Genomic DNA, 13820 nt, shown 5'->3' on the forward strand with positions numbered 1-13820 from the left:
ACGGGCGCGGCCCGACACGGGCGGGACGCGGGCGCGCGGCGCGACACGGGCGGGGCGGCGCGGGCGGCGCGGACGGGGTGGCGCGGACGGGGCGGCGCGGGCGGCGCGGCGCGGGCGGCGCGGCGCGGGCGGCGCGGCGCGGGCGGTGCGGCGGTGGAAACGGCACGACGCCGCTGTCGCCCGGCACCCACGAAGCCGGGCGGCAGCGGCACCGGCCGCCTCAGGTGCCGGCCAGCGAACCGCCGATTCCGCCGACACTGAAGTACTTGTTGAGCGTGGCGAAGACGATGACCGGGGGCAGCATCATCACGACGGCCAGCGCCATGACCGAGCCCCAGTCGGTGCCGTTCTGCTGGAAGAACGTCTGGACGCCGATCGGCAGGGTGAATCGCTCCTGGGAGCGCAGGAAGACGATGGCCACCAGGTAGTCGTTCCAGGACACCAGGAACGTGAAGATCGCGGTGGACAGCAGCCCGGGCAGCGAGTTGCGCAGCACGATCCGGGTGAAGCCGGTGAACAGGGACGCCCCGTCGATCCAGGCCGCTTCCTCGAGCGTCACCGGGATCGAGTCGATGTAGGCCGCCATCATCCAGATCGCCACCGACATCGAGGCGCCGACGTAGACGATGCCCAGCCCGACCAGGTTGTCGACCAGGCCGACCCGGGCGAACAGGATGAACAACGGGATCACGGCGGTGATCACCGGCAGCGACTGCACGATGAACAGCAGCAGCGAGTACGTGGAGACCGAGCGGCTGCGGCCGCGGGACAGGACGTACCCGGCCGGTGCGGCCACCGCGACCGAGACGGCCACCGTCGCCAGGGTGACCCCCAGGCTGTTGCCCAGCCAGGTCAGGGTCGGGATGTCGGTGAAGATGTGCGTGAAGTTGGCCAGGCCGAAGGCGGCGTCGCTGCCCGAGGCCACGCCGGGGCGCAGCGACAGGATCAGCACCGCCGCCACCGGCACGAGCACGATGCCGGTGATGAGCAGGATGGCCGCGAAACGCCACCACCGGCCACGGTCGGTCGTCATACGTGCGCCTTTCTGATCTGCCGGTACAGGGCCACCGAGACCACGACCAGGGTCGCGGTCATCAGGAAGGCGATGGCCACGCCCGGCCCGACCTGGAAGTTCTGGAACACCGTGCGGTAGGAGAGCACGACCAGCGAGGTGGTGGCGTCGACCGGTCCACCCCCGGTGAGCAGGAAGATCGTCGGGAAGTCGTTCACGCAGAAGATCGTCATGAGGATCCACGAGATGTAGGTGGATCGGCTGATCATCGGCAGTGTGATGTGGACGAACTGCTGCCGTTTGGTGGCGCCGTCGACGTCGGCCGCCTCGTACACGGTGTGGTCGACCCCGGCCAGGGCCGCGCTGATCAGCATCATCATGAACGGGACGCTGATCCACACCTTGAACACACAGACGGTGATCTTGGCCAGGGTCGGGTCGGCCAGGAACAGCGGCGTGCCCAGGCCCAGGGCCTGCGCGAGGCTCGGCAGCGGGCTCTGCGGGGTGGCGACCAGCCAGTTCCATGCCGTGGAGGACACCACGACCGGCACCACCCACGGCAGGAGCAGCAGCGTCTTGAAGACCGTACGGCCGGGGATGCGCGTGCGCAGCAGCAGGGCCAGCCCCAGGCCGCCCAGCCAGCTGCCGAACACCCCGACGACGGTGAAGATCAGCGTGAACTGCACCGAGCGCCAGAAGGCGGGGCTGGTCAGCGTGGCCCGATAGTTGTCCCAGCCCACGTAGTCGCCCGCGTTGATCAGCGAGCCGTCGCGGACCGACTGCAGCGCGGCGTAGACCAGCGGGTACGCGTTGATCAGCAGCAGGAGGACCACCGAGGGCGCCACCAGCCAGAGCAGGGTCCGCCGGGCTCGGCGCGGTTTGCCCGTACGGGCGGTCCCGACCTCGGGACGAGTGGCGGTGACTGTCACTTGACGATCGCCTCGAGCGCCTTCTGCAGCGTCTCCAGCGCCGGCTTCGGGTCCTGGCCGGCCAGCACGGTCTGCGCGAACTGGGTGATCGGCTGGCTGGAGTCCACCGCGGCCAGCCCTCCGAAGAGGGTCGGCGACTGCGCGGCGAAGGTCTTGGCGACCGGCACCCACTCCGCGATGATCTTCGCCTTCTGCTTCTGCGCCTGGAACTCGGGCAGGGCCACGATCGACTTGAGCACCGGCAGCCCGGCCACCACGTTCTGCTGCCACAGCGTCTTCATGGAGCGGATGTAGTACGACAGGAACGCCTCGGAGCCCTCCTGCGAGGGCGTGTTGGCGTACATCATGATGTTGTTCTGGAAGACCAGGCCGGCCTTGGCGCCGCCGGGACCGGCCAGCGGGCTCATCACCTGCAGGTCGCCGTCGGTCTCCCCCGTGTCGGTGTCCAGACCGGCGGTGTGCACACCCATCGCGACCTTCTTGTTCCGCCACTGCGCGATGAGGTTGTCGGTGGTGTAGCTGATCGACGCCGGGTCGACCGCCTTGACCTTGACGAGTTCCTGCACGAAACGCATCGCCTCGAGGTTGGCCTCGGTGACCACGTCGACCTTGCCGTCGGCGTCGAACAGGCCACCGCCGTTGTTCAGCATCATCAGGTGCAGGCCCTGGCTGCCCAGGTTGTTGCCGGCCCCGGCGCCGGTGCCGAAGCCGAACAGGCCCCGGCCGGCCAGCGTGCGGCAGGCGTCCAGCAGCTCGTCCCAGGTGGTCGGCACCTTGAGGCCGGCCGCGTCGAGCAGCGACTTGCGGTACCACCAGACCCGGAAGTCGAGCTGCCACGGCACCGCCGCGTACCCCTTGGCGGTCTTCATCGCGTCGAGCTGGCCGGGCAGGAAGTCGTCGAGGGTGCCGTCCTTCTGGAACTGGCTGATGACGTTGTCGGCGTACGCGATCGCGCCCTGGTCGGCGAACTGGAAAGCCTGGAAGCCGCCGCCGGTGCTGACTGCCGGCCCGGTCTTGGAGGCGATCGCCGACGAGAAGGTCTGGCTGAAGTTGGCCCACTGGATGCCCTGGTACGTCGCCTTCGGGAGGCTGCCCGCGGGCGAGTAGGACTCGGTGAGTTTCTTCGCCGCCGCCGTGTAGTTGGCCTGACCCCACGGCATGTCCCAGAACTTCAGGCTGCCGCCGTCCCCGCCGGACGCGGATCCGCCGCCGCAGGCGGACAGCAGCATTCCACCGCCGACGGCGGCGCCCAGCCCGAGAAAGCCACGGCGGGAAAGATTCGTGTTCATGTTCGCTCCTTGAGTCCACGGCGCAGGCCGAATGACCAGGACGCTAGGAGCCCGGACGTTGTTCGGGTTCGGTGCCGGGCGCTGAACAACAGACCCCGAACATCACTACTCGATTCGGATTGATCTTTGTCGCTCTTCTCGGACTGGATGGCGTCGTATATACAGCAGGAGGCGGATGACGAAATGGGGGTGTCGTGCCACGACGGGAACGACCACTGGAGTCCGAGGATTCGCCGTTGCTGCAATTCGCCGGTGACTTGCGACGGCTGCGCCGGCGGGCCGGTGAACCGACATATCGCGAACTCGGCCGCCGGACGAATTACTCGGCCGCGGCATTGTCCGAAGCCGTGTCCGGGCGGCGGCTGCCCAGCCTCGCGGTCACGGTGGCGTTCGTCCGGGCCTGCGACGGCGACGCCGACGAGTGGACGGACCGGTGGCGGCGGCTGGCCGACGCCCAGCCGGGTGCGCCGGGCGCGCCACCGTCGCCCTACGTGGGCCTGGCCGCCTACCAGGTCGAGGACGCCGACCGCTTCTTCGGACGCGAGGCCCTGATCGGCACGCTGCTGGCCCTGGTCGACGAGCGCCCGTTCGCCGGGGTCTTCGGCGCGTCCGGCGCGGGCAAGTCCTCCCTGCTGCGCGCGGGGCTGGCGGCCCGCACGCAGCGCACACCCCTGGTGGTCACGCCCGGCGCCGACCCCGTGGCCGAGCTGGCGGTGGCGGTGGCGGGCCTGGCCGACGAGCCCGCCGATCGGGTCCACGACGACCTGGCCGCCGACCCGCAGGCGTTGCGCGGCTGGCTGGCCAAGGCGTCCGGCGATCTGCTGCTGGTGGTCGACCAGTTCGAGGAGTGCTTCACGCTCTGCGACGAGCAGGCCCGGCGCTGGCTGATCCGCGCGTTGACGTCGGCCGCCGGGCCGCAGAGCCGGATCGTGGTCGGTGTCCGGGCCGACTTCTACGCTCACTGCGCGCGTCACCACGAGCTGGTGGCCGCGCTGCACCGCGCGCAGGTGCTGGTCGGGCCGATGTCGGCCGAGGAGTTCCGGTCGGCGGTGACCGAGCCGGCCACCCGGGCCGGGGCGTCCCTGGAGACGGCGCTGGTGGCCCGGCTGATCTCCGATGTGGCCGGTCAACCGGCCGCGCTGCCGCTGGTGTCGCACACGCTGGCCGAGACGTGGCAGCGCCGGCGCGGCATGGTCCTCACCCTGACCGGCTACGAGGACGTCGGCGGCATCCGGCACGCTCTGGCGCGCACCGCCGAACAGATCTTCGACGAGCTCGGCGAGGCCGACCGGACGGCGGCCCAGCGGCTGTTCCTGCGCCTGGTGGTGCCCGGTGACGGCACGCAGGACACCAAGCGCCGGGTACGACGGCCGGAGCTCGACGCGCCGGCGGCGCTGCTGGACCGGCTCGCCGCGGCCCGGCTGATCACCATCGACCGGGACAGCGTGGAACTGGCTCACGAGGCGCTGCTGCACGCCTGGCCCCGGCTGGTCGGCTGGATCGCCCGCAACCGGGACGATCTGCGCACACAGCACCGGGTCAGCGAGGCCACCGCCGTCTGGGAGGCCCACGACCGTGACCCCGACACCCTCTACCGCGGTGCCCGCCTCGATCAGGCGGTCCGCCTGCGCGAGCGGCTCAACCAGCGCGAACGCGCCTTCCTGGATGCCGGGCAGGCCGCTGAGCAGACACGGTCGGCGGTCGCGCGGAGGGCCGCGCGCCGCTTGCGCCGGCTCGTCGCCGTGCTGGCCGCCCTCACCGTCCTGCTGGCCGGCACGGCGATCGCCGCCGTCGTCGCGCAACGGTCGGCGACCCGGCAGCGTAACGAGGCGGTGGCGTTGCGCGCCGTCGACACCGCCCGCGGCCTGCTGATCTCGCGGCCTCAGGATGCGCAGGCACTGGCCCTGGCGGCGCACCGGATCGCGCCGAGCGATCAGACCCGGACCATGCTGGTGCTGGCCCACGCCGCCGCGACCGCCACCACGCTGGGCGGTGGCTTCGCCACCACGCCGGGCCGGGTCGCCATCACGTGGGAGCCGGGCGTCACCGACGGTCAGCAGCTGTGGCGCCCGGACGGCGACTCGTGGCTGCCGGCGGCCGCGCTGCCCACCGGCGACGGCTTCCTGTATCTGATGAGTGCCGACGAACGGCGGGCGGTCTACCGGAACGGACCGGTCTCCGTGCTCTGGGACCTGTCCGATCTCGATCATCCGCGCTCGGTGACCGTTCCGGCTGATCTCCCGGTCGCCGACAGCCTGGACCGCACCGGCACCCTGCTGTCCGGCGTGTCCGAGGACCACAGGGCCCAGGTGTGGCGGGCCGGGGAGCGGACCGTACGCCGGTTGCCCGCCCCTGGCGTCCAGAGCACGGCGCTGCTGCCGGACGGCTCCGGCATCCTCCTGTGCCGGCTCGTCGGCGGCGTCTACACGGTGGAGCAGTGGACGCTCGACGGCGTCCGGACCGCCACACTCCTGCGCGAGGCGTACCGGATGTATCTGTCGGCCGGGCCCGGTGGACTGATCGTGGCCACGTCCGAGACGGGTCAGGCGGTGCTGATGGACGCCCGGGACCTGCGAGAGGTGCGCACAGCGGCCCGCGTGGACGGCCTGAGACATCCCACCGTGGCGGCCTTCGACCAGGCCGGGCCGGCCGTGGCGCTGGCCGATCCGGACCGGGTGCAGCTGTGGGACGCCGGCTCGGGCACGCCGCTGTTGTCCGTCGACACCCAGGGCCTGGACCTGGGCGCCCCTCGTCCCGACGGCGGCCGCGTGGCCGTACTCGGTCCTCGGGGTGCGCTGTGGCAGCTGGACAGCGACCTGCCCCGGGTCGTTCGTGAAATCTGCTCGGCTCCGGTCACGGTGGACTGGGATCGCTTACCCGGCGCCACTCCGAAACCATTGTGCCCGGATTGACCATTGCCATTCTTCATCGACGTCGAACGATGCAAATAACCGGTTTCCGACCAACTCCCCAACCCCTGACCTGGGCTTTTGACATCAGGTCGGAATAGGCGTATGGGAGCGCTCCCGCGCGGCGCGCCGCGGCATGCCTTCTCGCCGAAGTGTTATGCGGAAGGAGTGGAAACAGTCGTCACATCGGCACACCTCCATGTCTTGAGCAAGACGGACGGGTCTGGCAACATCGGCCACATCCCCCACCACCGTCCGGAGTCCATGGCGGATGAGGTTGTTAACGATAACAACCCGCTCGTGCCCGTCATGGTCGACCCGTCCCCCAGCCCAGGAGTGTCCGACATGTCGTCTGCCCCCCTCAGCCGTCGCCGCCTGTTCCAAGCCACCGGGACCGCAGCCCTGGTCGCTGCCGCCGGCGACGCGCTCGCCGCCCGCCCGGCGGCCGCCGCGGTCGTGCCGCCGGCCCGGCCGGACACCGGCGCGGCCGCCTTCGCGTTCGATCCCGGCCAGGTGCGGCTGACCACGGGCCGGTTCCTGGACAACCAGAACAGGACCCTGAGCTATCTGCGGTTCGTCGACGTCAACCGCCTGCTCTACGTCTTCCGGGCCAACCACCGGCTGTCCACCGGCGGCGCGGCCGCCAACGGCGGATGGGACGCCCCCACCTTCCCGTTCCGCTCCCATGTGCAGGGCCACTTCCTGACCGCCTGGGCTCAGGCGTACGCCACCCTGGGCGACACGACCTGCCGCGACAAGGCCGATCTGATGGTGGCCGAACTGGCCAAGTGCCAGGCGAACAACGCCGCCGCCGGGTTCGCGACGGGATACCTCTCGGGCTTTCCGGAGTCGGACTTCACCGCGCTCGAGGCGCGCACACTGTCCAACGGCAACGTGCCGTACTACTGCATCCACAAGACACTGGCCGGGCTGCTCGACGTGTGGCGCTGGACCGGCAACACCCAGGCCCGGACCGTGCTGCTGGCGCTGGCCGGGTGGGTCGACACCCGTACGGCCCGGTTGAGCTCGAGCCAGATGCAGGCGATGCTGGGAACCGAGTTCGGTGGCATGAACGAGGTGCTCGCCGACATCTATCAGCAGACCGGCGACACCAGATGGCTCACCGTGGCCCAGCGCTTCGACCACGCCGCCGTGTTCTCCCCGCTGACGGCGGGCTCCGACCAGCTCAACGGGCTGCACGCCAACACCCAGGTACCCAAGTGGATCGGCGCGGCCCGCGAGTACAAGGCCACCGGCACCACTCGTTACCGCGACATCGCCACCAACGCGTGGGCCATCACCACCCGGGCCCACACGTACGCCATCGGCGGCAACAGCCAGGCCGAGCATTTCCGGGCCCCGAACGCCATCGCCGGCTACCTGAGCAACGACACCTGCGAGCACTGCAACACCCACAACATGCTCAAGCTCACCCGTGAACTGTGGCTGCTCGACCCGGGCAACGCCGGCTACTTCGACTTCTACGAGCGAGCCCTGCTCAACCACTTGATCGGGGCGCAGAACCCGGCCGACAGCCACGGCGGCGTCACGTACTTCACGCCGTTGCGACCCGGCGGGCGCCGGGGTGTCGGCCCGGCCTGGGGCGGCGGCACCTACTCGACCGACTACAACTCGTTCTGGTGCTGCCAGGGCACCGGCATCGAGACCAACACGAAACTGATGGACTCGATCTATTTCTACGCCGGCACGACGCTGACCGTGAACCTGTTCGTGCCCTCGACGCTGACCTGGTCGCAGCGCGGCATCACCGTGACCCAGGCCACGACCTACCCCGCGAGCGACACCACCACCCTGACGCTGTCCGGCTCCATGAGCGGTTCCTGGAGCATCCGCGTACGCATCCCCGCCTGGACCCAGAACCCGGTGATCAGCGTCAACGGTGTCGGCCAGACCGTCACCGCCACGCCGGGCAGTTACGCGACGATCACGCGGACCTGGGCCGCCGGCGACACGCTGACGGTGCGGCTGCCGATGCGGGTGATCATGCAGGCGGCCAACGACAACCCGAACCTTCAGGCGATCACGTACGGGCCGGCCGTCCTGTGCGGCAACTACGGCAACACCGCGCTGAGCGCGGCACCGGCGCTGGCCGTGTCGTCGATCAACCGCACCGGCTCGGGCGCGCTCGCCTTCACCGCGACCGCCAACGGCACCACCGTGGCCATCGGGCCGTTCCACGACGCGCACGGCTTCAATTACGCGGTCTACTGGAACACCGGTGGCGGCAGCACCGGGGCCACGGTGAAACTGGTCAACGTGGGCACCGGACTGGTCCTGGGCGTCAAGGACATGTCCACCGCCGACGGCGGCCTGGCCGTGGTCTGGGGTGACACCGGAACCGCCGACCATCAGTGGGAGCGCATCACCGACGGCACGGCCGTCCGGTTCCGCAACGTCAACAGCGGCAAAGTTCTCGGCGTGGAGAACATGTCGACGGCCGACAACGCGCGCGTCCTGCAGTGGTCGGACACCGGCACCGCCGACCACCGGTGGACGCTGGTCGACAACGGCAACGGCACGTACCGGATCCGCAACGTCAACAGCGGCAAACTGCTGGCCGTCCTCAACGGTTCCAGCACCTGGGGCACGCAGGTGGTGCAGGACGCCGACAACGGCAGCGCCGACAACAACTGGCGTCTGGTCTGAACCGCCGCGGTCCTACCCGGCCGGCCGGAGCGGGCCGGTTGTCCCGGCGCCGCAGCTCCGTGCGCAGGTATTCGCGCGCGGCGAGAAGGACGAGCCGGGTGGCCGGGCCGGGTGGCCGCCGCAAGCCGCGCTCGACGGCATCGAGGTCGGTCAGCAGACGGCGGCGGCGTTCGCCGTCGCCGTCATCCTGGCCGGTTATCAGCGCTGCCAGTGCCGGCCCGGGCCGGGGAACGGCCGGCGCCCGCCGCCACGAGCGGACGGATCGCCCACCGGTGGGGTTCCACCCACCTCGGCCGGTCCGCCCGTGACTACGCCTCCGTCTACGGCGTGTCGCCGTCGATGACAGCCCGTCTGTGCCCGTCGCCGTCCGGCGAGCCACCCGCGTGATCGCGTTCCACGTCTCGCGCCACGGCCCGCAACGTGGCCGCGAAGCCCAGCCGCCCGGCCAGCGCGAGCGCGGGACCGGCGTACCGGGTGATGCGCCGGGGCGAGACGGTCACGTCCTCGAACCAGACCACGCGGCTGCGCCCGCCCGGCAGCGGTGTCACCGCGAACCAGGCCCGGCCGTGCACGATCCGGCCCGACTTGACCACCTCGCACCGTCCCGGCGCGTCACCCGCCGGCGGTTGCCAGGCGACCACCGTCATCGGGTCGTCGAACGCCAGCGGGCCGACGCCGGTGCGGGCCACGAACCCGGCCCCGACACCCTCGGCCGGACCCGGCAGGGCCCGTACGACGGTCAGCGGCGCCCAGTCACCGTGGCGCGGCCAATCGACCAGGGCCGCCCACACGGCACCGGCGGGGGCCTCCACCTCTTGCACGACACTGAACTCAGCCATTCCCCCAACCTAAGGCCTCAGGCCAGGACCAGGCTCAGGGCGCCCACGGACTTGGCCTTCTTGGCCTCGTACATGGCCAGGTCGGCCCGGTTGATCAGGTCGTCGGTGGTGTCGGCGGCCCGCGCCCGGGTCGCGCCCACGCTGACGCCGATGCGCACCTGTTCGCCGGCCGCGGTGAAGGGCCGGGCGGTCAGGTCGGCGATGCGGGCGGCCACCACGTCGACCGCGTCGGGGCCCCGGCAGATCAGCACGAACTCGTCACCGCCGAACCGGCTCACCAGGTCGTCGCCGCGGACGCAGGTGCGCAGGCGGTCGGCCACCGCGATCAGCAGTTCGTCACCGGCGGCGTGACCCAGGCGATCGTTCACCGGTTTGAAGCCGTCGAGGTCGCAGAACAGCACCGCGAGGTCCCCCGGCCCGTCGCCGAGAGCCGCCGCGAGGTGGTCCAGGCAGGCGCCGCGGTTGGCCAGGCCGGTCAGCCCGTCCCGGGTGGCCAGCCGGTGCAGGGCCCGTTCGGCCGCGCGGCGCTGGGCCGCCAGCCGGGCCACCCGCACCATGACCAGCGGGACCAGGGCGGCCGAGGACAGGGCGATGAGGATGCCGTCGGTCGGCAGGCCCAGGACGGCGCGGCCCCCGCCGATCAGCGGGGTGAGCGCCAGCATCACCCCGAGGAAGGTCAGCCGGCCCGGGGTCAGGTCGTCGTTCGGGGCCCGGCCGGGCTGGGTCACCAGAGCCACCGACGGGTGGACCGCGGCCGCGCCCACCAGGGCGTAGGCGGCCAGGAAGACCATGTTCGTCCAGTCCGGGCGGATGCCGTCCGCGTCGACCGCCAGCGCGGCGGCCACGTTGCCGGCGAGAGTCAGCGCCACCCCGGCGGTGAAGAGCCGGATCGACGCGGTGCGCCCGGCCGGCGAGACCAGCGAGACCCGCAGCATCGCCCCGAGCGTGCCGACGATCACGATGACGCCGACGAACAGGGACAACTGCCGGCTCGCGGGGACGTCCTGCCGGGTGAGCGCGGGCAGCAGCACGGCGTCCCAGAGCACGCCGCCCAGGGCCACCGCGGTGATGATCGAGTCGAGGACGCCACCGACGTCACCCCGGCCCTGATGCCGTACGACGGCGATCGAGGCACCGAGCAGGAGCATCCCGCCCCCGGTGTAGAACAGGTCGGCTGCGGTTCCGTCACCGGTGATCCGGCCGCCCGTCGTGGCGATGACGATCCAGACGATGTTGCCGATGTTGTAGAGCGCCAACGAGGTCAGCATCAGCCACCACGGCGTACGGGCGCCTCGCGGGGCCCGCCGCAAAGCCAGCACGACAGCCGGGACGCCGCCCAGCGTCACCGCCAGGAACGGCCATTGCCGCAGGTCGTAGGGCCACACCAGGTAGGTCGCCACCAGGATCCCGGCGACCAGGGTGTAGCAACGCAGCAGCATGGGCCTCGGATCGGCCCCTTCCGGCCGTACCTGAGGACTTCGGGGAACGAGGAGGACGATCAGCCGGGCGGCCCGGGGCCACGTCCAGCACCTCCCAGATGAGCCCCTACCTCACTTCACTTCCCGCGGCCCCGCTTCGCCTTCGGCTTGTGGCCCGGCTTCGCCTTGGGCGGTGCGGGCTTCGCCTTGTGCGGGCCGGCCTTCGGCGCGGGGGCGGCGGCCGCCCGCACCGGTTTGCGGGCCGGGACGGCTTGCCGGCGTGACACGGGGACCGAGCGGATCGTCCGCTCGGCCGGAGCCGCTGTCATCGGCGCCTTCGTCCGGGTCGTCGCCTCGGCGGACGGCGCCGTGACCGCATCGGCCTGAGCGGGCCGGGCCGCGTCGCCGCCGCCCCACCAGACACCGCCCGCGGCCAGCATCCCGGCGGCCACCCCGGCCGCGACCAGCACCGACCGGCGCGGCCGACGGGTCCGGACCGGCGGCAGGGTCACGGTCGGGGCGGTCACGCTGCGCAGCAGGGCGGCCGACGGCAGGCCGGCCACCTCACCCAGCACCTCCGAGACCTCGACGGCGGTGGGCCGATCGGCCGGGCGCTTGGCCAGACAGCGCGAAACGAGCCGGGTCACCACCGACGGGAGGCCGGGGACGGACGGCAGGGGCGCCGGTTTCGCATAGACGTGCGCCTTGACCATCTCGGTCACGGTCGACGCGTCCCAGGGCATCCGCCCGGCCAGGGCGAGATACATCAGCAGACCCAGGGCGTACACGTCGGTGGCGGGCCGGACCGGTCCGCCCTTGATCCGCTCCGGCGCCAGGTAGGCCGGTGTGCCCACGACCTGGTCGTTGCCCTCGAACGCGCCGACCGCGGCAGAGATCCCGAAGTCCACCAGCTTCACGCCGGCGCTGGTCACCATGACGTTGGCCGGTTTGACGTCGCGGTGCACGATGCCGTCCGCGTGGGCCGCGGCCAGGGCCGCGGCCACCTGCGCGCCGACCAGCGTCGCGACCTTCCACGGCAGGCGGCCGCCGCTCAGCATCTGGGCCAGCGTGCGGCCGTCGGCCAGTTCCATCACCACGTACGACAACGTGCGCCCGTGATCGATGAAATCGCCGTAGTCGTAGACCGCGACGACATTGGTGTGCCGCAGCCGGGCCGCGGTGCGCGCCTCGTCGCGGATCAGGCGCCGCTGGTGCGGGTCGTCGGCCAGGACGGCCGACAGCACCTTGACCGCGACCTCGCGGCCGAGCACGTCGTCGTCGGCCCGCCAGACCACCGACATTCCCCCGCGCCCCAGCTCCTCCCGGAGCCGATACCGCCCGGCGACCAGTTCTCCTCGATCCACGGACGCATCTATCTCCCGTGGACCGTTGCCGAAACCCCGAAGCCCGGGACCCGTCTCCCGCTTCGCTCCCACGTGATCCGCGAGACGGGCCCCGGGCGGCTTTCAGGCCGGTGTGCAGGTGACCGGCGGAACGGCTCCGGCGCCGCTTCCGGAGCCGAGGAACCCGAAGGTGGCCGACGCGCCCGCGCCGAGAGCGCCGTTCCAGGTCTCGTTCAGCACTGTCTGCACGCTGCCGCTGGAGGTGTGGCGGCCGCCCCAGAGCTGGCTGACGGTCTGGCCGCCGGTGAAGGTCCAGCCGGCCCGCCATCCGGTCAGCGCCGTGGCGCCGGCCGTCACCGTGACCTCGGCCTGGAATCCGCCTTGCCACTGGCCGGTGACCCGGTAGACGGCGGTGCAGGCGCCCGGCTCGGCCGGCGGCGTGGTCGGCGGCGTGGTCGGCGGCGTGGTGGTGGGGGGCGATGTGGGGCCGCCGAGCTGGGTGAAGAATTTCCAGATCTCGCCGCCGACCCAGGTGCGGGCACCGCTGGTCGAGGTCGACCCGTCCACCGGCTCCGGAGTGTGATCGCCGTCGAAGGCCGCCCACGCCACCGGATATCCGGACCGGCAGCCCGCATAGGTGGTCACGATGTGGGTCAGGCTGCCCCGGGCCGGCTCGGGCGGGTTCTGCGCCGTGCAGCCGTTGTTGCGCACGAAGGTGTCCCGGATCGAGCGGCCGAGCGAGATGTTCAGCACGCTGTCGTGGGTGCCGTGGAGCCCGAGGTAGGCGACCGGCTGGGTGCCCGGGCTGCAGCCGCTGAGGTTGGCCCCGGAGATGACGGCGACCGCGCGGAACACCGCGGGCCGGGCGCAGGCGACGGCGTAGCTCATCGAGCCGCCGTAGCTCCAGCCGAGCGCGAACACCTGCGTGGTGTCGACGCACAGGTCGCCTTCGATCAGGTTGATCAGGTTGTCGACGAGGGTGAGGTCCCGGTTGCCGGTGTTGGCCCAGCCGTTGTCGATGCCCTGCGGTGCGACGAAGATCGCGGAATTGTTCGACAACCCCTGGAGGCCGTAGTACCCGCCGCCGGAAACATTGCCGGCGGTGCCGTTCAGCCAGTGGAAGCCGAAAATCAGTTTGTACGGCTGGTTGCGGTTGTAATTGTCCGGCACCCGCAGGATGTAGGTGCGGTTCTGGCCGCCGCTGGCGATGGTCCGGGTGCCGCTGGCCAGCGTGGGTGCCTTGCCGCACCCGGCGGTGTTCGCCGCGCCGGCCCCGGCCGCCGTCACCGTGAGCACCCCGGCGACGGCCAGCAGTAGGGCTACGGCGGCACCGGCGAGTCTTCGCAACGGCATGACGATTCCTCGATTCGGGGGACGGTACCAACGATTACCGGCACGTTACGGGAGCGCTCCC

General features: G+C 71.5%; 9 protein-coding genes. 2 read left to right on the forward strand and 7 right to left on the reverse strand.

Annotated elements, in window-relative coordinates:
• Window positions 1-220: 220 nt before the first annotated feature.
• The 3 genes from BKA14_RS16390 to BKA14_RS16400 are packed head-to-tail and all read right to left on the reverse strand — an operon-like array spanning window position 221 to window position 3230.
• Window positions 221-1033, reverse strand: coding sequence for a carbohydrate ABC transporter permease (locus tag BKA14_RS16390; RefSeq protein WP_184951802.1), 813 nt, complete (start codon window positions 1031-1033; stop codon window positions 221-223).
• Window positions 1030-1941: a carbohydrate ABC transporter permease gene (locus tag BKA14_RS16395; RefSeq protein WP_203722838.1), complete on the reverse strand. Its 912-nt coding sequence runs from the start codon at window positions 1939-1941 to the stop codon at window positions 1030-1032. The genes BKA14_RS16390 and BKA14_RS16395 overlap by 4 nt, the downstream gene beginning before the upstream one ends.
• Entirely contained in the window at window positions 1938-3230 is a 1293-nt protein-coding gene (locus BKA14_RS16400; RefSeq protein WP_184951803.1) for an extracellular solute-binding protein, read from the reverse strand. Before BKA14_RS16400 ends, BKA14_RS16395 begins: the two co-directional genes overlap by 4 nt.
• 236 nt (window positions 3231-3466) lie before the next feature.
• Between BKA14_RS16400 and BKA14_RS16405 the strand changes: the two genes are divergently transcribed.
• Window positions 3467-6142 carry an nSTAND1 domain-containing NTPase gene (locus BKA14_RS16405; RefSeq protein ID WP_184951804.1) on the forward strand — a complete coding sequence of 892 codons (2676 nt, stop codon included), beginning with the start codon at window positions 3467-3469 and terminating at the stop codon, window positions 6140-6142.
• 342 nt (window positions 6143-6484) lie between these two features.
• Entirely contained in the window at window positions 6485-8806 is a 2322-nt protein-coding gene (locus BKA14_RS16410; RefSeq protein WP_184951805.1) for a beta-L-arabinofuranosidase domain-containing protein, read from the forward strand.
• Window positions 8807-9126: 320 nt separating this feature from the next.
• On the opposite strand, the gene BKA14_RS16415 is transcribed toward BKA14_RS16410, so the two are convergent.
• The 4 genes from BKA14_RS16415 to BKA14_RS16430 all read right to left on the reverse strand — a co-directional run bounded on the left by BKA14_RS16415 (window position 9127) and on the right by BKA14_RS16430 (window position 13759).
• A complete protein-coding gene (locus BKA14_RS16415) occupies window positions 9127-9645 on the reverse strand; it encodes an SRPBCC family protein (RefSeq protein WP_184951806.1) in 519 nt (172 codons plus the stop codon).
• A gap of 17 nt (window positions 9646-9662) precedes the next feature.
• Window positions 9663-11084: a GGDEF domain-containing protein gene (locus BKA14_RS45065; RefSeq protein ID WP_184951807.1), complete on the reverse strand. Its 1422-nt coding sequence runs from the start codon at window positions 11082-11084 to the stop codon at window positions 9663-9665.
• A gap of 116 nt (window positions 11085-11200) precedes the next feature.
• Entirely contained in the window at window positions 11201-12427 is a 1227-nt protein-coding gene (locus BKA14_RS16425) for a serine/threonine-protein kinase (protein WP_184951808.1), read from the reverse strand.
• Window positions 12428-12529: 102 nt separating this feature from the next.
• Window positions 12530-13759 (reverse strand): CE1 family esterase, encoded by a 1230-nt coding sequence (locus BKA14_RS16430; RefSeq protein ID WP_184951809.1) that lies wholly within the window; start codon window positions 13757-13759, stop codon window positions 12530-12532.
• Between the last annotated feature and the right edge of the window lie 61 nt (window positions 13760-13820).

Origin of the sequence: Paractinoplanes abujensis, assembly GCF_014204895.1 — a bacterium.
Classification (GTDB): Bacteria; Actinomycetota; Actinomycetes; order Mycobacteriales; family Micromonosporaceae; genus Actinoplanes; species Actinoplanes abujensis.